The organism is Actinomadura soli (genome assembly GCF_005889715.1).
Taxonomy (GTDB): domain Bacteria; phylum Actinomycetota; class Actinomycetes; order Streptosporangiales; family Streptosporangiaceae; genus Spirillospora; species Spirillospora soli.
On record NZ_VCKW01000141.1, the window covers coordinates 1 to 22,658 of the forward strand.

Sequence of the window (22,658 nt, forward strand, 5' to 3'; positions counted from 1 at the left end):
CGCTCGGCCACCACCCCTACGAGCTTGCGGAACTGCCGTGGCGACAGCCCGGTGAACGGGCCGATCCACTCCTGCCGAGCCGCCGTGATCACCTGACCCACACAAGATCATCGACCAGAGACGACCTACGTTACGTGACAGCCTTTAGGAAGCTATGCCTAAGAAGGAACGCCAGAAGGCGGATAGAATCGTGAGTGTACTTTTCGCTGTAGCTTTCCTGTATGCGGCGATCTCTAAGGCTTGGATTGCCTTTTTTCTACTGGTGGCCCTGGCTGTCCTTGTCTACCTATCTTTCTTTCGTCAGACGTCATGTGACGTTGAGGTAAGAGCCCACCGGGGCGGATGTGGCGATACGGCCTATGGATGGTTAGGGGCGTGTCATCGCCGAAAGCACAAGCGAATAAAACGCCGGGCTCTACTGTCCCTGCTCAAGTTCTCAGTTTCGGAGAGCGAGGAGAGTCCGCGGTGGACTCGTTCGCCTAGCGGTGAGCGCCGAGCGTCACCTGTACCGCCTCCTCCGCGAGCACCTGAACATGTAACACGTCCTGGCTATGATCGGGTCATGTTGGTAGCCACGATCGTCGGGTCGGCGGCCTCCACGTTGGCTCTGGTTATCGGGAAATAGCGATCGGTGCTCGGGGCCGAGGGCGGCCTGCCCTCCGACTCCCCTTGCCCTAGGGATGGGTGCTGTGGTCCGGATTGCTAACACCAGTGCTAAGGGCGGGTGTGGACGGGGCTGGACGTGGGTGGAGGCGGTGGGTGCTGGAGGGGGCTTCACAGCAGGTCAAAGAGTGAATCTGGACGGGTATGGATCTTGTTCGTGAGACTCGTAATGAACCGGTGTATCCGATCCTCGGCGAGATCAATCCCCCGGTGCTTGATCGCGGAGGGCGGCGTCGATCGCGTCCATGGCACGTAGTGTCGTGATCTCGTCCTCTAGCGGTGTCGGATCCGTCCACCAGGCTGCGAATGCCCCTCCCACACTACGAAAAGACATCCTGCGTGGTTTCACAGTCTCTCTGGCAATGCGGCCAGCTCTCTGGAGCACCCTCCGTTCTTCCTCATCGCGGTACTTGGCGGTGTAGTTCCCCGTTGCCCTCAAGTGCTCGACCATCGACGCCGCGACCTCAACGGCCTGCAGCTCATGTTCACCCGAAGTTCCAGGATCCATACGCCTACGATACGAGGACGAGCCGACATCGTCCTCACGACGCATAACCTGGCGCAGTCCCCATCGATACGCGAAACCAACCGGTCGACCACCCCAGAGGCCAGGAGGCCGCAGGCTGACGACAACGGCCCCAACCCCTGGCAGCCATCGACTTACGTCCAGCACCGTTCGACGTCGGAAGACACCGGGGCGGCATGGTGGTTGCTACTCCTGAAAGCGGAAGGTCGGCGGTTCGACCCCGCCCCTGCCCACCTCCACACTTCTGACCAGCGCAGACACGGTCAGAGGTGCTTCACTTTCTGGTCCGGAAACGGCCTCAGGCGGAAGTACACCCGCTCGAACACTTTCCGCCTTTCGCTCCTCAAGTGCCCCGGCGCCGAGCTTTGCGGACCGAACTCCTCGACAACCACACTCCAGCCCGTGCCCCGCAGTCGGCTCGGCACAGGCGAACGGTGCCTCCGACCGCTCAGCGGGCTACTTGTTTTATTGCCTCAGGATTGGTGCCCGGCCAGGTGCGGTCCAGGCGCTCGGGCCGTCGCTCTCTCTGCGGCTGCCCACGTTGGTCGTGTGGCTCTCTTTGGCCTGCGCAGTCTGGGCGTCGCCCAGGGCGGGGAGAGGCTCAAGAGGGGTTGCTCTGCTCGAAGTAGCGGTGCCCTCCCGGCTCGTCAACCAGGTCACGGTATCGAGCATCGGATGACGCGCATGGACCGAGTGGTCCTTGGCAGGGACCCGCACAATGCTCCGCCACGATCGAGGTGATGGCTGCCGACGAGGCCATCCTGGGCGGCGGACGCTACGGCATCGGCGGCACATCGCCAATCGGCTCCTGGCCGATGGTGAACGGGCCCTCGACGTCCCGCTGAAGCTGTCGGCGCGGGTGCGGTTGGACTCCTGATCCATCGGCCGAATCGTGCTGGTCGGGGACGCGGGCCGGTGCGCATCACGTGCCTCGGGCGCGGGCGTCGAACTGGCCCTGGTCGGCGCGTACCGGCTGGCGGGGAACTGGCCGCCGCAGGCGGCGACCACCATGTCGCCTCCGCTCGCTCCCACGCCGCTGACGGGGTCACTTGTGCAGCGCAAACAGCGGATCGGACCGGACGTGCGCCTCATGGTGCCCAAGGTCCCAGGGCGGCCGCCGCGTCCGCGCGCCTCCCCTGCTGAAGGCCGTCGGCGCGGTCGCCCAAAGCGCTGAGGCGGCTTGGACGGAGCTCTCGCCCGCACGGCGCACGGTCGATCATGTTCCAACTGGTCGCGGTCGCCCGCCAACTGGAGATCGGCTGGACGCCGCCGCGCCGGTCAACCTCGGCCGAGGACGCGCTTCCGTTGGGAGGTCCTCGCGAATCCCTCCGAGTGGCGTCGTCACCCCAGCTCATCTCCGAGTCCGGCATGGACCCGCCCAGGTCCTGTTATTGATCTTTCACATACGTTGGTTGAGATATTTGAGTCTGGACATTGAGATTTCAGTGCCTTAGGTTTGCGACGGCAAGCTGGCCGTCGAGATCAAGGGACTAGCGAGATGCGCCGAACTGTCCTTCTTCTGACCGCAGGGATCCTTGGGTTGACCGTGGCCGCCGGCTGCGGTGCCCCGGGCGATGACTCAGGGGCGTCGTCCGCGGAGGCGGAGCTGCCGGACGGGCCGATCGTCATCGGGATGGCGGTCGCGCGTTCCGGGTTCGCGGCGGCCTACGACCTCGGGCCGTCCCGCGGCGCCGAGCTCGCCGTGGCGGACATCAACGCCCGCGGCGGCGTCCTGGGCCACCGGCTCGAGCTCAAGTACGGCGACACGAAGTCCGACCGCGCGCTCGGCACCACCGTGGGCATCGACCTGCTGTCACGCGGGGCGAAGGTCATGTTCGTCACGTGCGACTTCGATCTGGGAGGCCCGGCGGCCATCGCGGCGACCAGCAAGAAGGTCGTGGCGGTGTCACCCTGTGCGGGCTCCTCGCAGTTCGACGTGCCCACGCTGGGACCGCTCGCGTACTCCATGGGCACCAAGAGCGCGGCCGGGGCGACGAACGTCGCCCGGTTCGCCTACGACCAGGGCTACCGGAAGGCCTATCTCTGGCGCGATCCGAGCATCACGCACACGAAGGAGACCTGCGCCGCGTTCGAGTCGACGTTCAGCGCCCAGCCGCAGGCCAAGGTGGTCGGGAGCGACACGATCCAGCAGAAGGACGCGTCGTTCGCCGGTCTGATCGCGCGGCTGCGCGCGTCCGGTGCCGATGTGCTCGAGCTGTGCAGCTACAACCCGGGAGCGGTCACGGCCCTGCGCCAGCTCCGAGCCGCGGGCGTCGACATCCCGGTGGTGTCGAACATGTCCATGGACGGCGACTACTGGCTGAAGGGCGTCCCGGACCTGAAGGACTTCTACTACGACGCCTTCGGGTCGCTGTACGGCGATGACCCGCGCACGGACGTGAACGACTTCTTCGCGCGCTACAAGACGAAGTTCGGCGAGCGTGCCGTCACGTCCTACGCGCTCACCGGGTATGCGACGGTTCAGGTGATCGCCAAGGCGATCGAGACGGCGCAGACCACCGGCGGCCCCGCGCTGGCGAAGGCGATCGACGGCCTGGGGTCGTACGAGACGATCGCCGGCCCCACGGGATACGGCGCGAAGCAGCACATCGTGACCGACCGTCCCTCGGTCATCTTGAGCGTCGCGGGCGGCCGGACCAGCCCGGTCGCCACGTACACCGGCGGACGCAAGACCAAGGAAGGCTGAGCCGGATGCGTCAGCTGCTCCGCACGAGCCACGTCAGCGTGCGCTTCGCGGGACTGTGCGCGCTGGACGACGTCGGGCTTGAGCTGGGCCACGGCGAGATCCTCGGGCTGATCGGGCCGAACGGGGCCGGGAAGACGACGTTGCTCAACGTGCTGTCGGGCTTCCAGCGCCCCACCACGGGCGAGGTCGAGCTCGACGGCCGCCGGATCACCGGCTGGGACGCGCCCCGCCGGGCGAGGGCGGGCATCAGCCGGACGTTCCAGGACGTCCGGCTGTTCCCGCACATGACCGTGCTCGAGAACTGCGAGGCGGCGGTGGTCGGCGGCGGGGGAACGTGGGCGACCGCGCGCGACCGCGCGAATCGGGCGCTGGGCTGGTTCGACCTGGACGGTAGCGCCGGCGTCCTCGCCCGCGACCTGCCGTACGGAGTGGAGAGGCGGGTCGGCATGGCCCGGGCCCTCTGCGCCCGTCCGCGGGTGCTCCTGCTCGACGAGCCGGCGGCGGGCCTCAACGACGACGAGAGCTCCGCGATGGCGCGCACCGTGCGGCGGATTCACGAGGAGATCGGCTGCGGGATCATCGTGATCGAGCACGACGTGCGCGTGATCCTCGGCCTGTGCGATCGGGTGCACGTCCTCGACCACGGCGTCACGCTCCGGGTCGGCAGCCCGGACGAGATCCGGACGGATCCCGAGGTCGTGTCCGCGTATCTGGGGGCGGAGGCGATGGAATGACGCTGCTCGAAATCTCCGACCTGCACGTCTCGTACGGGCCGATCGACGCGGTGAAGGGCGTTTCGCTCAGCGTCGAGCGAGGCGGCGTGGTCGCGATCGTCGGCCCGAACGGAGCCGGCAAGTCCAGCACCCTCCTGGCGGTCCAGGGTCTGGTGCGAGCGCGGAGCGGGTCGGTCCGCTGGCGCGGCACGGACATCACGGGCTGGGCGCCCGAGCGCAGGGCGCGGGCGGGCATCTCGTTCGTCCCGGAGTCGCGCGGCGTGTTCCGCACGCTGTCGATCGGCGAGAACCTCCGTCTCGCCGGCTGCGCACTGGCGCCGGGCGCCGACGTCTCCGAACGGGTGCACCTGGCCCTTCGCCACTTTCCCGCGCTGGCGGATCGGCTCTCCGAGCGGGCCGCCGTGCTGTCCGGCGGCGAGTGCCAGCAGCTCGCGATCGGCCGGGCGCTGGTGGCGGCGCCCGAGTTGCTGGTCCTCGACGAGCCGTCGCTCGGGCTCGCTCCGGTAGTGCTCGACGAGTTGTTCGCCGCCCTCGCCGCGCTCCGCGGCGAGGGCCTCACGATCCTGCTCGTCGAGCAGAACGTCGCGCGCGCGGTGAAGCTCGCCGACCATCTGTTCTCAATGCGGGGAGGCGTGATCGAGCGCGTGCGCGAGCCCGCCGAGCTGCTGCGGAACCCCTCGTTCCGGGCCAAGCACCTGGGCATGGGGTGAGCGCGGTGGCCCAGAACCTCGTCAACGCGCTCAGCCTCGGCAGCCTCTACGCCCTGATCGCCCTCGGCATCGCGCTGCTGTTCAGCATCATGGGACTGATCAACTTCGCGCACGGCGAGCTGATCATGATCGGCGGGTACGCGCTGGTGTGGTTCGCCGCGCTGCCGTTCGCCATGACGGCGGTGCTCGTCGCGGCCGTCGTCATCGGATGCGGGCTTGCGATGGAACGGCTCGCCTTCCGCTCGGTGCGAGGGGCGAGCGGGGAGACGCTGCTGATGACGTCCTTCGCCCTCAGCCTGCTCGTCCAGGGCGGCGTGCTGCTGTTCGAGGGCGCCAACCCGAAGAGCGCCGACGTGCTCGGGAGCCTCGGCGCGAGTGTTGAGGTGGCCGGCCTGTCCGTCGGCAAGCTCGACTTCGCGATCATCGGTGTCACCGCGGTGCTGCTGCTGGGGCTCGCCTGGTTCCTGCGCGCGACGTCGCTCGGCGTCCAGATGCGCGCCGCGGCCGAAGACTTCAGGACGGCCCGCGCGCTCGGGGTGCGCGCCGACCTCGTCGTGGCCACCGCGTTCGGGGTGAGCGGCGCGTTCGCCGCGATCGCGGCGATCTTCCTGGTGGCGAGCACGGGCTCGCTGACGCCGGGCATGGGCCTGCGGCCGGTGCTCGTCGGCTTCGTCGCGATCGTGCTCGGCGGGCTCGGCCGGCTGTGGGCGGCGGCTCTCGGCGCGTACGTGCTCGCCCTGCTCACCGTGATGCTCCAGGCCTATCTGCCCGGCGGGGTGGCCCCGTACCAGGACGCTCTGGTGTATCTCGGCATCGTCATGATCCTCATGTTCCGTCCGCACGGCATCGCGGGCCGTCCCGGGGCGGTGCGCGTATGACGAGCCCGCGTACCCCCGTACTTGAACGCGGCGTGCTCGCGCGCGGCGCCCCCGCGCTCGCGCGCACCGCCCCCGCCGTGATCTGCGCGCTGCTGGTGCTCGCGGTCAGCGGCCTGGCCCTGATCGGTTCGGAGACGACCCAGCGGACGGCCACGCAGATGCTCGTGATGGGCGTCATCACCGTCGGCACGTACATCTTCGTCGGCAACTCGGGCGTGCTGTCCTTCGGTCACGTCGTGTTCGTCGCCGTGGGGGCGTATGCCACGGCGCTGACGACCATCCCCCGCGACCTGAAGCAGGCGCTGCTGCCCGCGCTTCCAGGTTGGCTCGCGGAACTCGAACTCGGCCTGCCCGCGGCGCTGCTCATCTCCGGTCTGCTCTCCGTCCTGGTCGCGGGCGCCTTCGCGCTGTTGACCCTGCGCCTGGACGGGATGGCGGCCGGCATCGCGAGCCTGGCGCTGCTCATCAGCGTCAACGTGGTGATCAGCAACTGGGACGCGGTCACGCGCGGCTCGCAGGGGATCGTGGGGATCCCGGCCGACCTCACCGTCGGCGCCACGGTCCCCTGGCTCATCGGTGCGATCGCCGTTGCCATGGCATACCAGCTGAGCCGATCCGGCTTCCGGCTGCGCACGTCCCGCGAGGATCCCGTCGCCGCCGCGGCGCTGGGGGTCCGCATCCGTCGCGACCGCTCGATCGCGCTCGTCATCAGCGCGTTCGTGTGCGGCGTCGGCGGTGGCCTGTACGCCCGTTTCCTCGGCGCGCTGACCCCGGGCGACGTCTACCTTCAGCTCACGCTGCTCACGCTCCTCATGCTGATAGTCGGCGGGATACGAAGCCTGAGCGGAGCCGTCGTCGGGACCCTCTTCATCTCCGTTCTGGCCGAGCTGCTGCGAAGGATCGAGGCCGGAGGCGAGCTGGGCCCGATCGAGCTCCACCCGCACCCTGGTGTCCAGCAGTTGATCCTCGCCCTCACGCTCCTGCTGACCTTGCTCCTGCGTCCCGGCGGCATCACCTCGGGTCGCGAGCTTGGTCTCTCACCGCCCGGCTGGATCGGTGGACGCCGAAGGGCCCCGCGCACAGGACCGGCGGTGGACGAACCGGAGGCGGACGAACCGGAGGCGGACGAACCGGAGGCGGACGAACCGGAGGCGGACGAACCGGAGGCGGACGAACCGGAGGCGGACGAACCGGAGGCGGACGAACCGGCCGCGCACTCGAACTCGGCCCCGTAGACATACACGTCGTTGCCCAGACTCGCTCACCCGTAGCCATAACACTTGCCTCAACTAAAACAGCAACACGGGATACTGATATCTTAACTTGCTTCTACTGTGATCCCAGTTGCGTTGAATGAAGGAGATCTCAGTGCCTCTCAGTCACGATCCTCGACCGGCCGGCTGGCGGGTCGGCGCCGACATCGGCGGCACCTTCACCGACGTCATCGCGCTGGGTCCGGCCGGAGAGGTCGTCCCGATGAAGGTCCTGTCCACCCCGCCCGACTACGGCGCCGGCGTGGTGGCGGCGACCACCGACGTGCTTTCCTCGGCCGGAGCCCGGCCGGAGGCCGTGATCGCGATGCTGCACGGCACGACCGTGGCCACGAACGCGATCCTGTCGATGGACGGCGTCCGCACGGCGGTGGTCACCACCCGCGGCTTCCGCGATGTGCTGGAGATCGGGCGCCTGCGCCGGCCGGTGCTCTACGACCTGTCCTGGTCCAAGCCCGAGCCCCTCGCCCGGCGGCGGAACCGGTACGAACTCGGCCAGCGGATCACGGCCGACGGACGTCTCGACCGGCCGGCCGATGAGGACGAGGTCCGCGTCCTGGCGGCGCGGCTGCGTGCGGACGGCGTCGAAGCGGTGGCCGTGTGCCTGCTCAACTCGTATGCCCGCCCTGATGAGGAGCGGCGGGTCGCCGAGCTGCTGCGAGCCGGGCTGCCCGGCGCGTACGTCACGGCGTCGGTCGATGTCTCTCCGCAGCCGCACGAGTTCGAACGCACGAGCACCGCGACGGTCAACGCCTATATCGGTCCCGCTGTGCACGGCTACCTCACCCGGCTGGAAGCGGGGTTGCGGGCGGCGAAGGTGAGCGCGCCGCTGCTGGTCATGCAATCCAGCGGCGGGCTGCTGGACGCGGCCTCGGTCGCGCAACGGCCGGTACAGATCATCGAGTCCGGTCCCGCGGCCGGTGTCACCGCCGTGCAGAAGCTCGCGCAGCTGATCGGCCTGTCCACGGTGGTCGCGTTCGACATGGGCGGGACCACGGCGAAGGCGTCCCTGATCGAGCACGGCGAACCGTTCGTCTCGGCCGACTACGAGGTCGGTGGCGGCATGAACGTCGCTCGCGGCCTCAGCTCCGGCGCCGGGTATCCGGTGCGGGCTCCGTCGATCGACATCGCCGAGGTCGGCTCCGGAGGCGGCAGCATCATCTCCGTCGACGCGGCGGGGGCGCTCCACGTGGGGCCGTCCAGCGCCGGGTCGCGCCCCGGCCCCGCCTGCTACGGCAAGGGCGGTGAGCTGCCGACCTTGACCGACGCCAATGTGACGCTCGGATACCTCAGCCCGCAGGCGCTCGCCGGCGGCCGCGTGGCGATTCACCCGGACCTGGCCGAGAGGGCGCTGTCACCGGTGGCCGAGCGGCTCGGTGATGATGTGCCCGCGGCCGCGCGCGGCGCCTACCAGGTGGCGGTGTCGAGCATGACGACCGCGGTGAAGGCGGTGACCAGCGAACGGGGCCGTGACCCGCGGGAGGCCACCATGGTCGCCTTCGGCGGCGCCGGTCCTCTCTACGCCGCCGCGCTCGCCCGCGAGCTGGGCATCTCGACCGTGATCGTGCCCGTGTACCCCGGCCTGTTCAGCAGCCTGGGGCTGCTCGCGGCCGACACCGAACGCCACGAGCTCACCCCGTACCGGCCCGAGTTCGCCGAGGTGAGCGCACTCGCCGCGGAGTTCGGACGGCTGTCGGCGAAGGTGGGCGCGGAGCTCGGCGCGGACTCCGTCGTGGACCGGCTCCTGGACATGCGCTACCGCGGCCAGCGGTTCGAACTACGGATCCGGGTGCCCGAGGGCGACCTCACCGAGGACCTGCTCGCCGAGGCGCGGGCGCGGTTCCACGCCGAGCACAAGCGCACCTACGGCCGGGCGGGCACGGACGAGCTGGTGGAACTGGTCAACCTCCGGGTGCGCGGCCGGCTGCTCACCCAGGTGTTCATCGCGGACGTGCTGAGCCTCCCCGTCGCCGACGGCGCCGAGCCCACCACCCGCGAATGCCGGTTCGCCGAGCTCGTGCCCACGCCCGTCGTGGGACGTTCCGACCTCGGCGCCGAGCCCGTCGAGGGACCGATGGTCATCGAGGACATGGACGCCACCACCCTCGTCCCGCCCGGTGCCCGCGTCCACCGCGACCGGTTCAACAACATCGTCATCACCTGGAGTACCTCATGATCCGCGACGCCGTGACCTTCGAGGTCTTCCGCAACGCCGTCACCGGGCTCGCCGACGAGATGGCGATCACGATCGTGCGCACGGCGCACTCGCAGCTCGTCGCGTCGAGCATGGACTTCTCCGCCGCCCTGTGCGACGCCCACGGCAGGGTGATCGCCCAGGCCAACACCCTGCCGGTGCACCTGGGGTCCATCCCGGACGCGATGGAGGAGATCCTCGACGAGTTCGGCGGCAGGATCCGGCCCGGAGACGTCTACCTGCTCAACGACCCTTCCCGGGGCGGCATGCACCTGCCGGACATCTTCGCGGTCGCACCGGTGTTCACTGAGGAAACCCTTCTGGGCTTCGCGGTCACGGTCGTCAACCACACCGATGTCGGCGGCTGGGCGGCCGGTTCCATGGCCGTGCAGTCGAGGAGCATCTTCGCCGAGGGCGTGCAGATCCCGCCGTCGCGCCTGGTCGAGGCCGGCGCCGTGAACGAGACGTTCCTGCAGCTGATCCTGCGCAACGTCCGCGAACCCGAGCTGTTGCGCGGCGACCTGGAATCCCAGCTGGCGGCCTGCCACACCGGGGCCGAGGGCCTGCGCGCCCTCGCGGCGCGGCACGGCGTCGGACGGCTCGCCGACCTCATCGACGAGCTGCTCGACTACTCCGAGACCCTGCTGCGCGCCGCGCTCGCCGAGGCCGCCCCCGGCACCTACGAGTTCATCGACCACATCGACGACGACGGCCTCGGCTCGGGGCCGATCCCGATCCGCGTGAAGGCCACGCTGTCGGAGTCCGGGATCGAACTCGACTTCACCGGCTCCTCACCGCAGGTCGGCTCCGCGCTCAACGCGACGTCCTCGTTCACCCGCTCCGCCGCGTACGCCGCTCTCCAGGGCGTCCTCGCCGCGGACATCCCGGCCAACAGCGGCTTCTACCGGCCGTTCAGCTTCGTCATCCCCGAAGCCTCCATCCTCAACGGGCGGCGGCCAGCCGCCCGCGGCGCCCGCGGGCTCGTCGGCTTCCGGATCATCGACGCGGTGCTCGGGGCGCTCGCCCCGGTGTTCCCCGCCCGGGTGCCCGCCGCCGGAGACGGCGGACCCGACGGGATCGCGATCGGCCTCATCGGTCCCGACGGGGAGTCCATGGTGCTGTGGGATCCCCTGGCCGGAGCGTGGGGCGCCCGTCCCGACCGCGACGGCGTGGACGGGATCAGCTCGCTCGGCGCGAACCTGACCAACACACCGGTCGAGGAGCTGGAACGCTCCGGTCACATCCGCATCGACGGTTACGGCTACCTCCCCGACAGCGGCGGAGCGGGCCGCTGGCGCGGTGGCCTCGCGACCTTCCGGGACATGACGCTGCTGGCGCCGGAGGCCGGCGTGCAGATCAGGTCCGACCGGCGCACGTTCCTGCCCTACGGGTTGGACGGCGGTGCGCAGGGCACGCCCTCGCTCAACGTGCTCGACCTCGGCGGGCCGGGTGAGCGCGTGCTGGAGTCCAAACCGCACTTCACGATGACCGCGGGAACCCGTCACCGGCATGTGACCGCCGGCGGGGGCGGGCACGGCAGGCCCTTCGAGCGCAGCCCGCAACGGGTCCTCGACGACGTCCTCGACGGCAAGGTGACCCGCGAGGGAGCCGAACGGGACTACGGCGTCGTGATCACCGAGGACGGCGCGATCGACGCGAGCGCCACCGCGACGTCGCGTGACCGGACGCACCGAAACCAGACGGGAGCCTGTTCATGACCACCGCACTGATCATCGGCGACATCCAGCGAGGCATCACGGGCGACTACCCGTTCGCCAGGCAGGTCATACCGCCGCTGACCGGACTGCTTCCGCGCGCCCGCGCGGCCGGTGCTCTGGTCGTGTTCGTGCACTTCGCCTTCCGGGGCAACGGGGCCGACCTGCCGCCGGGCAACGCGCTGTACAGGACGTTCTACGAAGCCGGGGACGCCTTCCATGAGGAGTCGGCCGGAACCGAGATCGATCTGCCCGTCGCCGGCGAGGACGTCATCGTGCTGAAACGCCGCGCCGGCGCGTTCGCCGGTACGGATCTCGACCTCGTGCTCCGCGCCCGCGGCGTCGACACCCTCGCGATCGCCGGCGTCGCGACCAGCGCGATGGTGGCCGCGACGTGCTACGACGCGTCGGACCGCGGCTACCACGTGACCGTGCTGCGCGACGGTTGCGCCGACGGCGATCCGGCGATCCACGACTTCTTCATGGACGCCGTCTTCCCCAGCCGCGGATTCGAGGTCGTGCCCTGCGCCGGCTGGCATGGCGGGAAGGCGTGAACGCCACGCTGCTCGACCGGCTCCGGACCGAGCTCGACGACCGCCGGGTGACCACCGGGCTGCGCCGTGACCTCGTCGTCTCGGGCGCCCAGGGGCCGACGCTCGGCGTGGACGGCGAGACGCTCGCCAGCTTCGCCTCCAACGACTACCTCGGGCTCGCCGGTGACCCGGAGGTCCTCGACTCGGCGCGGCGGGCGCTGCGCGACCAGGGCCTCGGAGTGGCGGCGGGACGCGTGCTCTGCGGCACGAGGGCGATCCACAGCGAGCTTGAGGCCGGCATCGCCGAGCTGGTCGGAGCCGAGGACGCCGTGCTCCACAACTCGTGCTTCGATGCGAACCTCGGCGTCTTCGACGCCCTGCTCGGCCCGGACGACGCCGTCCTCAGCGATGCGCTCAACCATGCCAGCCTGGTCGACGGCATCCGCCTGACCCGGGCCCGGCGGCGCGTCTTCGCCCACGCCGATCTCGACGAGCTCGAGCGCCGCCTCGACGAGTGCGCGGACGCGCGCCATCGCCTCATCGTCACCGACGGCGTCTTCAGCATGGACGGCGACGTCGCCGCGCTGCCGCAGCTCTGCGAGCTGGCGCGGCACTACGACGCCGCACTCATGGTCGACGACTCGCACGCCACGGGTGTGCTGGGCGCGACCGGCGCGGGCACCGCCGAGCACTTCGGGCTGGAAGGCCGGATCGACGTGCTGACAGGGACGCTCGGCAAGGCGCTGGGCGGCGGAGCCGGGGGCTTCGTCGCCGGTCCCCGCGCGGTCGTGGAGACGCTGCGCCAGGTCTCGCGTCCGTACATCTTCACCAACGCGATGGCCCCTCCGCTGGCCGTCGCGGCGCTGACGGCGATCCGCGTCGCGCGGAGGCGTCCCGAGTTGCGGGAGCGCCTGGCCTCCAGCACCGCCTGGCTCCGCGGGGCGTTGCGCGACCTCGGCTACGAGGTGCTGCCCGGGGAGCACCCGATCATCCCCGTGATGCTGCGCGGCGGCACGCTGGCCCGTGACGTGGCGGCGGCGCTTCGCCGCGACGGCGTCCTCGCCTTCGCACTGTCGTATCCGGTCGTCCCGCAAGGCGAGGAGCGGATCCGGGTGCAGGTCTCGGCGGCTCACACGGCCGGCCAGCTCGAACTCGCGGCGGCCGCGTTCGGTCGCGCGCGTGCCGTCCTGGCGCACCCTTGACCGCCGTCGAGGGGCCCCGGGCGCCCACCAGTGCCGACGGTCACGAACTCGAAGGCCGGGTCGCGGTCGTGACGGGCGGCGCCAGCGGCATGGGCCTGGCGGTCGCGCACGCGCTCGCCCGCCGCGGAGCGACCGTCGCGGTGTTCGATCTCGCCCCGCCCGGCGCCGGCGAGCTGGCGTCGATGCTGGCGGCGGAGGCGGACCGCGTCCGGTCGGTCGCGGTGGACGTGGCGGACGGCGACCAGGTCCACCGTGCGTTCGCCGCGCTGCTGGAGGAGCGGTCGCGGCTCGACATCCTGGTCAACGCCGCGGGCATCGCACCGCCGACCGCGTTCGAGGACATCACCGAGACCGAGTGGAACCGCGTGCTCGCGGTCAACGTGCACGGCACGTTCCTGTGCTGCCGGCGGGCGCTTCCCGCGATGCGCGGAGGCCGCTGGGGCCGCATCGTCAACTTCTCGTCCACCGCAGGCAAGACCATCAGCACCACGGGCGGCGCTCATTACACGACGGCCAAGCACGGCGTCCTCGGGCTCACCCGGCACCTGGCGAAGACCTGCGGATCCGACGGGGTCACGGTGAACGCCGTCTGTCCCGGCCTCATCGACACGCCGATGGCCCGCGGCCTGCTGCCCGAGGAGAATCTCGAACGCGCCACCCGGTCATTCCCGGTGCCCCGCGTCGGGCAGCCCTGGGAGGTCGCCGAACTCGTCGCGTTCCTCGCCTCCGACCGCGCGGCGTACATCACGGGCGCGGCCATCGACATCAACGGCGGCGACCTGATCGTCTGACGCGACGGCGCCGCCGGCGGCGGACCCACGTGAAACCACAAGAAAGCGAGCAGGCTGTGAGCACAGGGAATAGGGCGGCGATCAGAACGATCAAGCACTGGATCGACGGCCGCGACACCGCCGGAGAGTCGAGCCGCACCGCCCCGGTGTGGAACCCCGCGACCGGGGAGCACCAGGCCGACGTGCTGCTGGCCGGGCCCGCCGACGTCGACGCCGCGGTGCGCGCGGCACGCACCGCCCTGGCGGGCTGGGCCGACACCTCCGTCATGCGCCGGTCGCGGTTGATGTTCGCCTTCCGCAACCTCGTCGAGAAGCACCTCGACGACCTCGCGCGGATGGTCTCCGCCGAGCACGGCAAGGTCCTTGAGGACGCCCGGGGCGAGCTCATCCGCGGGCTGGAGGTGATCGACTTCGCCTGCGGGATCCCGCACCTGCTCAAGGGCGAATACTCCGACCAGGTCTCGACCGACGTGGACCTCTTCTCGTTCCGGCAGCCGCTCGGGGTCTGCGCCGGGATCACGCCGTTCAACTTCCCGGCGATGGTCCCGATGTGGATGCACCCGATCGCGATCGCGACCGGCAACACGTTCGTGCTCAAGCCCTCCGAGCGCGACCCGTCGGCGTCCAACCTCGTCGCCGAGCTCTACGCCGAGGCCGGTCTGCCCGATGGCGTCTTCAACGTCGTCCACGGCGACAAGGTCGCGGTGGACGCGATCCTCGACCATCCGGACATCGCCGCGGTGTCGTTCGTCGGCTCGACGCCGATCGCGCGGTACGTGCACGAGCGCGCGACCGCCGGCGGCAAGCGCGTGCAGGCGCTCGGCGGCGCCAAGAACCACGCCGTCGTGCTGCCCGACGCCGACCTCGACCTCGCCGCCGACCAACTGATCGCGGCAGGGTACGGCTCGGCCGGCCAGCGCTGCATGGCGATCTCGGTCGCCGTCGCGGTCGGCGACGTGGCCGGGCCGCTCGTCAAGCTCGTGCGCGAGAAGGCGCAGGCGATCAAGGTCGGGCCGGGACTGCGGGCCGGGTCGGAGATGGGTCCGGTCGTGTCACCGGAGGCGCTCGAACGGATCAGGGGCTACATCCGCTCCGGCGTCACCGCGGGCGCCGACCTCGTCGTCGACGGGCGCGACCTCGACGTCCAGGAGGACGGCTTCTTCGTCGGCCCGACGCTGTTCGACCACGTCACACCCGAGATGGACGTCTACCGCGACGAGATCTTCGGCCCCGTGGTCGCCGTCGTGCGCGTCGGCTCACTTGAGGAGGCGATCGACCTCATCAACGGCAACGACCTGGCCAACGGGACGGCGATCTTCACCGCCAGCGGCCGTGCGGCCCGCCTCTTCCAGCGCTCCGTGCAGGTCGGGATGATCGGCGTCAACGTTCCGATCCCGGTGCCCATGGCGTTCTACTCGTTCGGCGGCTGGAAGCAGTCGCTGTTCGGCGCCCACCACATGCACGGTCCCGAGGGCGTCGCGTTCTACACGCGCGCGAAGGCCGTCACCAGCCGCTGGCCGGAGGACGCGGAGGACGGCCCCGACCTCCACTTCCCGACGGCGGTCTGACCGGACGGCCGGCCCCTCCCGGCATCGCGCCGGACCTCGGGGCCGGCGACATTCGAAGGGGCAGGCGCGGTCTCGGCCGTGCCTGCCCCCGCGGACTTCCCGGTCGCGGCACTAGGCCGGCGGGAGCGGCGCGGGCAGCTCGATGTGCGCCCTGCTCACGGACGTGCTCTTCGCCAGAACCTGCAGCAGGTCGCGGCGCACGCGCTCGCATCGCGTGCGCGTCGCGTCCTGGGCGCCGTCCGCGTCCCGCGCGCACAGTCGCTCGAAGATGGCCCCCAGCTCTCCGGGCGGGCTCGCGATGCCGGGATCGATCAACGCGGCCATCCGCAGCACGCGCTCCAGCTCGTCGAGCACGTCGACGATCGTCTTGCCGAGACGGGGGTTGCCGCTGAAGTTGGCGATGATGCCCTCGAACTCGATCCCGGCCCGCAGCGACTCCTCCTGTTCCACTTCGCCCGCCGCGAGCGCTAGGGGCACCTTGGACAGCGCTTCGAGCCGGTCGAGCGCCGGCGCCGTGACGCCGAGCCGGGCCGCTGCCGCGGCGGCCTCGCCGGACAGCAGCGTCCGCAGGCCGCAGAGATCGTCGGTGTCCTGGATCGTGATCGGGCTGACGACGTAGCCCGCGCGCGGAAGCGCGGTCACGAGCCCGTCGCGCCTCAACCGCGCGAGAGCCTCGCGCACCGGCGTCTTGCTGATGCGCCATTGCTCCGCGAGCGACGTCTCGGTGAAGCTGCTGCCGGGCGGTAGCGTCAGGTCGATGATCTGTCGCCTGATCGCCCGATAGGCCTGGCTCGTACGGTCGAGGCCGGTCTCGTCCCTGCCGACCAACAGCAACGCGGGGATGTGCGGCGTTCCAGGGACCACGCCATGAATGTCAGACACCAGGCCAGAATACCAACTTGCATCGGTTGATACAGCAGAACACGGTGCGTTGGAAGATGAGGGATACCTACTCTTGTCGTTGATATCTTAGTCTGCCATGCTTCCTCTATGCAGCGATGCACTTCGGATTCCTGGGTTCTCCCCGCCGCGAGCGACCTCCCGACCCTTGGTGCGATGAGCACACGCGTCCGCGCGGAGCGGCATGCACGCGACGGTGTGCGGATGCTCCCGCTCGTGGGCGCCCCGATCCTTCCCATGCCCGAGCATGTGCGGCGGGCGGTCGCGGAGGCGATGGACCAGCCCGACCCGCGCGACACCCGCGGCCTCCCGGAGCTCCGGGCCGCGATCGCCGCCGAGTTGGAGCGCGAGCACGGCCTACGCGTCGATCCCGAGCGTCGCCTGCTGATCACCCACGGAGCGATGCAGGGGCTCTCCCTCGTCCTGCGCACGGTGCTCACTCCCGGCGACGAGGTGATCGTGCCGACCCCCACCTACTTCTTCGACGGCGCCGTCCGCGAGGCCGGCGCATCGCCCGTCTACGTCCCGTCCCGCGAGTGCGATGGCTGGGCGCTCGACCTCGCCGGCCTGGAGGCCGCCGTCACGTCCCGCAGCCGCGCCGTGCTCCTGTGCAACCCGAACAACCCGACGGGCTACCTCCCCGACGCCGCGACCGTCGCGGCCGTGGTCGACATCGCCGCCCGCCACGGGCTGCTCGTCATCTCCGACGACTCATGGCAGCACTTCACCTTCGACGGCCGCCGGTACCACCCGGTGGAGGCATTCGCCGATCGCTGGCCGCATCTGGTAACCGTCACCAGCCTCAGCAAGTACTACGCACTCGCAAGTTGGCGGCTCGGTTACGTCCTGGCGCCGCCGCCGATCGTCGACGCGCTCAACCGCCGCTTCCAATGGGAGGCGGTGTGCTGCGGAGTGGTCCCGCAGAGGGCCGCGATCGCCGCCCTCACCGGGCCTCGTGACTGGCTCGACCAGGCGCTTTCCACGTACCAGGAGAAACGCGACCTCGTATGCGACGGCATCGCCGCGAGCGGCCTCACCCAGCCCGTGCGCCCCACGGGCGGCGCATTCCTGCTCGTCGACTGCTCCCGCCTCGGCGACACACCCGCCGCCATCGACCGCGCACTCCTACGGAACGGCATCGCGACGGTACGCGGCGCCGACATGCACGCCCCCGATACCCATGTCCGCCTCACATTCGGCTCGGACAAGCCAATACTCGACGACCTGATCCGCGGCCTCACGCGGGCCGGTCGAGAGTCATAGGAAGGCCGCCATGAACACCACCACCCCCGGTCATCGACGGCCGACAAGGCGTCAGTGACTGAGCCGTACCGATGCTCCTATGGATGTCAATCCCACGAGTAGCTGACCACGGCGCGAACATCGCCCCCGAACACTCAGCGGCAGAAGAATGCGTTCGCCACGATCATCGAGTCGACACCGTCGATCGCCTCGGCTAGAAACACTTGTCGACCGGGCGCACCGAGACCACGGTGGCCAGGACGATCGCGTCGGTGCGCTCGGCGGTCTTGAGGTCGATGGCTCTGCCGACCGCCGGTGGGAGAGGTACCAGCACGGTCCGGGTGCCCTTGCCCACGTTGCGCAGGTCCCGGTGAGTGTTCCTCGCCCAGGTCGTCGATGTCAGCGCCGGTAGCTTCGAAGATCGGGAGTCCGAGCAGGCCGAGCATCGCCACCAGCGCGAAGTCGTATGGACCCGTTATGACGTGACAACGACTCCGCCGATGCCTGTACGTCCGGCCGGGGTGCCTATGAGTTCGACCGTCACGCCATCGCGGACGCGTTCCCCGAAGACGTCGACGATGGCGTCGGTGACTCCGGAGACGAGGCGGGCGACGATCTCGTCGGCGTCGGGCCGGCTGAACGCGGCTTCCCTGATGCCGAACGTGACGCTCGGCGAGGGTGCTCGTGCCGGCCTGCCACCGATGCCCCATCGGCTGGAGGGAAGGCCGATCAACTGCACGACCGCGATGCTCCGGGCCCAGTCCCCGTAGACGGCGACGACCGCATCGGTCAGTTTCTCGATCAGTGCGGCCTCGCGGCCGGCCAGGTCGCTTTCCAGCACGTGGACACTGAGATGGGGCATACTACCCTCCGTAAACAACTTTGATCACAAATCATCTTTGTTAGCAACACTATTTGGAAGGTGAGCGGATGTCAACGCCTGACACCACCGAGGACACGGTCAGGGAATTGCTCCTGGTGATGCCAAGGCTGGTCGGCAGGGTCAAACGTCTGCCGTTGCCGGAACGGTTGCGGTCCCTTGATCTGGCGCCGAGGCATCTGTCGATGCTGTCCCTGCTCCTGCTCGACGGTCCGCTGACCGTCTCTCAACTGGCCAAGATGCTGAATGTGGCGCCGACCACGGTGAGCCTCATCGTGAGCGACCTGAGCCGCAAAGGGGTCTTGGTGCGACAGAGGGCGATTAGCGATCATACGCGCTGGGTGGTTACCGTCTGGCGCAGCGTGCTATGGGAACACAATCCGCTTATCGGCTTCTCGCTCATGAGCGAACTGGGTTTTCGCGGTCAGTACAGCGCTCAGGCGCCGTGACCTGAAATGTGGAAGGTCGGCGGTTCGACCCCGCGCCTGCCCACCTTACGCCTCTGACCAGTGCAAACACGGTCGGAGGTGCTTCATTTCCGGCACCGGGACGGCCTTCAGCGGATGTACACCGCTCGAGTACCTTCCGCCTACTGCTCATGAAGGCCCTAGTGCCCGGCTTTGTGGAACAGGCTCCCGACCGCTCAGTGGCATTAGTGCGTGGCTGGATATTCGGCGGGTGCGGCATCAGGTCTGGTCATCGGGTCAGAAGGATGCTGATCACGATCACGAGCGTCAGCGCTATGAGGGGAGCGAGAGCGAAGATCGCGAGTTGGAGCAGGCAGCCTCGCTGCTTCACCGTGCCGGGAGCTCCGATGGTGCCTGCGAGGTACAGGGCCGCAGGGCCACGGTACTCCAGCTCAGATGGCTGCTCAGAGGTGAGAACCGTGGCGGCGACGCCAACCTGACCGCCTCCCTGCGACACGGCAACGTGCACCGGCTTGTCCGCCGGGATCTCGAAGGCCGCCCTCCCCCAACGCTGGTGGTAGTGGGCACCGTCGATACCGACGGTGACGCCGGCCTTGGCAACTATCCCGCGGCGCGTGTGGAGATGCAGGACCCGCATGGGGCCGTCGTGGTGGCCGGCGTATGGGATGGGCGTCTCGCTCATGCTCGCCATCGTTACCACGGGGCTCTTTGCCGAACCACCCCGCTCGCTACATCAGCACGCCCGCCTAGTGCCCACTTGGACACCCGGCGAACGCCTGCCCTGGATGTCGTGTCATCGGTGCGATCACTCAGCGGTAAATGAGTGAACGACGGTCTGCGCTTTATCTGGGCCGCGATCAGTTTCGGTTGTCGCGCGCCAACCGCCCATTGTGAGGCCGTCTGCGGCGCGGCAGGAGAGTCGTTTGCATCGCCGAGCAAACCGGCATGCTCAGAGCGCGTCCGCAGCGGAGGTCACCGCTCCAATGGCTTCGGCAGCGCCGGTGCCCGGGTTGAGCGCGACGTAGATGCGGCACGCGGCGGCAAGGGGACGGTCGGCATCGGCGACGGTGAAGTCACGACGCAGCCGCCCCGGCACGGCCATTGTGTCTGGGCCATCGTCGAATTCGAGGTGATCTGGAGCGGCGGCATGAGCGGGCGTTCGCGGGCAGGCGGATGCTCGGCCTGGCCTGCGGCTCCGGCGAGATGTCCCGGGGCTAGCGCGCGATCTGGGGATGAGAGTGCGCAGGGGTGTTGTCTCAGGTCTCCGATAGTGCCTTGAGCAGGCGTTCGGACAAGGTGGTGAGGGTCTGGAGTTCGCTGTCGGTCAGTGTGGAGAACCAGTCGGCCACCGCGTTGTGATCCGCGGCGTCGCGGACGCGCCAGTACTGGTCGTTGGTCTCGGTGGCGATGAGGCGACGACGGCGGCGGTCGGCCGGGTCGGGTTCGACACGCAGGAACTCTTTGCGGGTCAGGGCTGCTACCAGTTGGGCGGCGTTCTGATGGGTGGTGCCCATGGCGTCGGCGGCCTCGCCGAGAGAGGGCCGACCGAGCGCGGTCACCACGGTGAGCAGGGCGGCCTGCTGAGTGGTGAGCCCGTCGGCACGTAGCCGCTGGTCCATCAGGCGGTGTAGCCGCTGTCCCACCAGCAGCAGTACGCGGAACGCGCGCACTGCCGGCTCGAGATCCGAGTCAGGCCCGATGTCGAACACGGACTTCCCTGGCACGTCCATGTGCAATATATTACCTGATTGTGTCATCCAATATATTGCGGAGGCCGGAGCCGTGATCTGTCTGCTTCCCAACTGCGGGTACCTGTCAGAGACCACGCGGATGCTGGAGATCCACCGGGCGCTGCGCGAACGCGGTGCGGCGGTCCGGATTGCCACGCACGGCGGCGTGCACGAGAGCTTGCTGCGTGCCGCGGACGTCGAGTACGACGTGGTCGGGCAGCCGATGAGCGCCGAGCGCAGCGCCGCGTTCGTCCGCTCCGCCATAGGCGTCGGACCTGTCGACCAGAGCATGTACACCGACGACGAGCTGCGATCCTACGTGCTCGCCGAGGCGGACTACTTCAGCGCGAACCGCGTCACCGTAGCGGTGACCGGCTTCACGTTGACCGCGTTGCTGTCAACGCGGCTGGCCAGGATACCTCTCGTCACCGAGCACGCGGGGAGTTTCGTGCCCCCGGTCTTCGAGCGCGGCCTGCTGCCCGCACCCGGCAACCTGCCGCGGCTGCTCGGCGGGCCATTGCCGCGCTGGGTCATCAACCGCGCGATCCCTCGGCTGCGGTACCACTGCGCCGGCTTCAACCGGATCGCCGCCGAGCTGGGCGTCGAGGGTGTGCCCAGCCTGCCCGCACTGCTGCTGGGTGACCTGACGCTGGTTCCGGAGATCCCACAGGTCGTGGGGATCTCATCACCGGACATGACGTCGTGGAGCCCGCGCGGCACGTCCCGTTACCGTCAGGGCACCACGCTGCGCTACACCGGCCCGCTCTACGCCCACCTTGATATCCCGCTACCAGAACGGGTCGCCTCCTTTCTCCACCAGCCCGGCCCGGTCATCTACGTTGCGCTCACTTCCACTGAAGCGGGACTGATCCGCGATGTGATCGGTGCCCTGGCCGGGGTCGACGCGCGCGTTCTGGTCGCCGCGACCGTCCACGACCTCGAAGACCTCGCCTCCGACCGGGTGATGGTCGAGTCCGTCCTGCCCAGCCACCTGGTCATGCCCCACGTGGACCTCGCGGTCGTGACCGGCGGGCAGGGCAGTATGCAAACCGCGATGGCCTCCGGGACGCCCGCCCTGGGCATCCCGCTCCAGCTCGAACAGGACCTCAACGTGGTGCTGCTGGAACGCCACGGCGCGGCCCACCGGATCCCGCAATGTCGCGCCAGATCCCCCGAGTTGGCCGCACTGGCACGGCGGATGCTCGCCGACGACCGCTACAAGCAGGCGGCCCGACGAATCCAGCGGTTCTACGACGGTGCCGACGGCCCCGCGCGTGCCGCCGAAGCCATCATGGAACTCGCCACAACACCCTCCCCGCTCGACGGACGGTGACCCCATGCGCACATCGCCCGCAACGCTGGGAAGCACCCTGTTCTTCGCCGCCGCCCCCGGTGTCGTGGCCGGCCTGATGCCCTGGTGGCTGACCGGCTGGCGGCCGCGACACCCCCTCCTCTGGCCGGTACCGCTGCGCATCACCGGGATCATCCTGGTCACAGCGGGCAGCCTCGTACTTGTCAACGCCTTCGTCCGGTTCGTGACCGAGGGGCTCGGCACGCCCGCCCCCATCGCCCCGACGGAACACCTGGTCGTCGGCGGGCTCTATCGGCATGTGCGCAACCCCATGTACCTGGCGGTCATCACCACGATCGCCGGACAAGCACTCGTCCTCCAACGCGGCGCACTTCTGTGGTACCTCGCCGCCGCCACCACCGTCATGGTCGCCTTCGTGCACTTGTACGAGCAGCCCGCGCTTCGGGCCCGCTTCGGCACCCGATACGAGCAGTACAGCCATGCCGTGCCGGCCTGGCTGCCCAGACTCCGCCCGTTCCACTCCGACGATCACCCCGGTCGCCCCACTGCGGACTGAAGCCATCCGGGAACAGCTCGGCGAGCTGCCTGGGTGATTGGGGGTGATCTTCGACGTGATCGTCCAATAGGGTGCGAATCGCGGTGTCTTGATCAGGGAGGGAGTCTTGGGGAGACGG

The 22,658-nt window shown here is 69.5% G+C and carries 22 protein-coding genes and 1 pseudogene; 15 read left to right on the forward strand and 8 right to left on the reverse strand.

The window, feature by feature from the left end; all coding sequences use genetic code 11:
• Positions 1-101, reverse strand: a pseudogene (locus ETD83_RS24900) (IS5/IS1182 family transposase); the annotation flags it as partial.
• A 761-nt stretch (positions 102-862) separates the two neighbouring features.
• A complete protein-coding gene (locus ETD83_RS24905; protein ID WP_138647634.1) occupies positions 863-1,171 on the reverse strand; it encodes a hypothetical protein in 309 nt (102 codons plus the stop codon).
• Between the two features lie 1,564 nt (positions 1,172-2,735).
• Here ETD83_RS24905 and ETD83_RS24915 point away from each other — a divergent pair.
• The 11 genes from ETD83_RS24915 to ETD83_RS24965 all read left to right on the forward strand — a co-directional run bounded on the left by ETD83_RS24915 (position 2,736) and on the right by ETD83_RS24965 (position 15,492).
• Positions 2,736-3,896 carry an ABC transporter substrate-binding protein gene (locus ETD83_RS24915; protein ID WP_230421158.1) on the forward strand — a complete coding sequence of 387 codons (1,161 nt, stop codon included), beginning with the start codon at positions 2,736-2,738 and terminating at the stop codon, positions 3,894-3,896.
• Positions 3,897-3,901: 5 nt separating this feature from the next.
• Complete coding sequence (locus ETD83_RS24920; protein ID WP_138647636.1) at positions 3,902-4,630, forward strand: ABC transporter ATP-binding protein; 729 nt, start codon at positions 3,902-3,904, stop codon at positions 4,628-4,630.
• Positions 4,627-5,340: an ABC transporter ATP-binding protein gene (locus ETD83_RS24925; protein ID WP_138647637.1), complete on the forward strand. Its 714-nt coding sequence runs from the start codon at positions 4,627-4,629 to the stop codon at positions 5,338-5,340. The genes ETD83_RS24920 and ETD83_RS24925 overlap by 4 nt, the downstream gene beginning before the upstream one ends.
• Before the next feature lie 5 nt (positions 5,341-5,345).
• The gene (locus ETD83_RS24930) at positions 5,346-6,218 is read left to right on the forward strand and encodes a branched-chain amino acid ABC transporter permease (RefSeq protein ID WP_205717862.1); all 873 of its coding nucleotides are present in this window, start codon (positions 5,346-5,348) and stop codon (positions 6,216-6,218) included.
• Entirely contained in the window at positions 6,215-7,453 is a 1,239-nt protein-coding gene (locus ETD83_RS24935) for an ABC transporter permease subunit (RefSeq protein WP_138647639.1), read from the forward strand. Before ETD83_RS24930 ends, ETD83_RS24935 begins: the two co-directional genes overlap by 4 nt.
• Before the next feature lie 133 nt (positions 7,454-7,586).
• A complete protein-coding gene (locus ETD83_RS24940) occupies positions 7,587-9,665 on the forward strand; it encodes a hydantoinase/oxoprolinase family protein (protein WP_138647640.1) in 2,079 nt (692 codons plus the stop codon).
• Entirely contained in the window at positions 9,662-11,401 is a 1,740-nt protein-coding gene (locus ETD83_RS24945) for a hydantoinase B/oxoprolinase family protein (RefSeq protein ID WP_138647641.1), read from the forward strand. Before ETD83_RS24940 ends, ETD83_RS24945 begins: the two co-directional genes overlap by 4 nt.
• A complete protein-coding gene (locus tag ETD83_RS24950; protein WP_138647642.1) occupies positions 11,398-11,952 on the forward strand; it encodes a cysteine hydrolase family protein in 555 nt (184 codons plus the stop codon). Before ETD83_RS24945 ends, ETD83_RS24950 begins: the two co-directional genes overlap by 4 nt.
• Positions 11,949-13,133, forward strand: a complete 1,185-nt coding sequence (locus tag ETD83_RS24955) for a glycine C-acetyltransferase (protein ID WP_138647643.1) — start codon at positions 11,949-11,951, stop codon at positions 13,131-13,133. The genes ETD83_RS24950 and ETD83_RS24955 overlap by 4 nt, the downstream gene beginning before the upstream one ends.
• Positions 13,130-13,924 (forward strand): SDR family NAD(P)-dependent oxidoreductase, encoded by a 795-nt coding sequence (locus tag ETD83_RS24960; RefSeq protein ID WP_138647644.1) that lies wholly within the window; start codon positions 13,130-13,132, stop codon positions 13,922-13,924. Before ETD83_RS24955 ends, ETD83_RS24960 begins: the two co-directional genes overlap by 4 nt.
• A gap of 56 nt (positions 13,925-13,980) precedes the next feature.
• On the forward strand, positions 13,981-15,492 hold the full coding sequence (locus tag ETD83_RS24965; protein WP_407921521.1) for a CoA-acylating methylmalonate-semialdehyde dehydrogenase: 1,512 nt from the start codon (positions 13,981-13,983) through the stop codon (positions 15,490-15,492).
• A gap of 111 nt (positions 15,493-15,603) precedes the next feature.
• On the opposite strand, the gene ETD83_RS24970 is transcribed toward ETD83_RS24965, so the two are convergent.
• Positions 15,604-16,374, reverse strand: coding sequence for a GntR family transcriptional regulator (locus ETD83_RS24970; protein WP_138647645.1), 771 nt, complete (start codon positions 16,372-16,374; stop codon positions 15,604-15,606).
• A 174-nt stretch (positions 16,375-16,548) separates the two neighbouring features.
• Here ETD83_RS24970 and ETD83_RS24975 point away from each other — a divergent pair, with 174 nt between their 5' ends.
• Complete coding sequence (locus ETD83_RS24975; protein WP_205717863.1) at positions 16,549-17,655, forward strand: pyridoxal phosphate-dependent aminotransferase; 1,107 nt, start codon at positions 16,549-16,551, stop codon at positions 17,653-17,655.
• A 193-nt stretch (positions 17,656-17,848) separates the two neighbouring features.
• On the opposite strand, the gene ETD83_RS43855 is transcribed toward ETD83_RS24975, so the two are convergent.
• Complete coding sequence (locus ETD83_RS43855) at positions 17,849-17,989, reverse strand: hypothetical protein (RefSeq protein ID WP_205717864.1); 141 nt, start codon at positions 17,987-17,989, stop codon at positions 17,849-17,851.
• 120 nt (positions 17,990-18,109) lie between these two features.
• Complete coding sequence (locus ETD83_RS24985; protein WP_138647647.1) at positions 18,110-18,496, reverse strand: tautomerase family protein; 387 nt, start codon at positions 18,494-18,496, stop codon at positions 18,110-18,112.
• Positions 18,497-18,564: 68 nt separating this feature from the next.
• On the opposite strand from ETD83_RS24985, the gene ETD83_RS24990 reads away from it, so the two are divergent.
• Complete coding sequence (locus tag ETD83_RS24990) at positions 18,565-18,963, forward strand: MarR family winged helix-turn-helix transcriptional regulator (protein ID WP_138647648.1); 399 nt, start codon at positions 18,565-18,567, stop codon at positions 18,961-18,963.
• Positions 18,964-19,210: 247 nt separating this feature from the next.
• On the opposite strand, the gene ETD83_RS24995 is transcribed toward ETD83_RS24990, so the two are convergent.
• The 3 genes from ETD83_RS24995 to ETD83_RS42775 all read right to left on the reverse strand — a co-directional run bounded on the left by ETD83_RS24995 (position 19,211) and on the right by ETD83_RS42775 (position 20,651).
• Positions 19,211-19,624, reverse strand: coding sequence for a hypothetical protein (locus tag ETD83_RS24995; RefSeq protein ID WP_138647649.1), 414 nt, complete (start codon positions 19,622-19,624; stop codon positions 19,211-19,213).
• Positions 19,625-19,891: 267 nt separating this feature from the next.
• A complete protein-coding gene (locus tag ETD83_RS42770) occupies positions 19,892-20,044 on the reverse strand; it encodes a hypothetical protein (protein ID WP_171064418.1) in 153 nt (50 codons plus the stop codon).
• Positions 20,045-20,198: 154 nt separating this feature from the next.
• The gene (locus ETD83_RS42775) at positions 20,199-20,651 is read right to left on the reverse strand and encodes a MarR family winged helix-turn-helix transcriptional regulator (RefSeq protein WP_171064419.1); all 453 of its coding nucleotides are present in this window, start codon (positions 20,649-20,651) and stop codon (positions 20,199-20,201) included.
• Here ETD83_RS42775 and ETD83_RS25005 point away from each other — a divergent pair.
• On the forward strand, positions 20,641-22,005 hold the full coding sequence (locus ETD83_RS25005) for a glycosyltransferase (protein ID WP_138647650.1): 1,365 nt from the start codon (positions 20,641-20,643) through the stop codon (positions 22,003-22,005). The genes ETD83_RS42775 and ETD83_RS25005 overlap by 11 nt on opposite strands.
• A 4-nt stretch (positions 22,006-22,009) precedes the next feature.
• Positions 22,010-22,540: a methyltransferase family protein gene (locus tag ETD83_RS25010; RefSeq protein WP_138647651.1), complete on the forward strand. Its 531-nt coding sequence runs from the start codon at positions 22,010-22,012 to the stop codon at positions 22,538-22,540.
• The last annotated feature ends 118 nt before the right edge of the window (positions 22,541-22,658 follow it).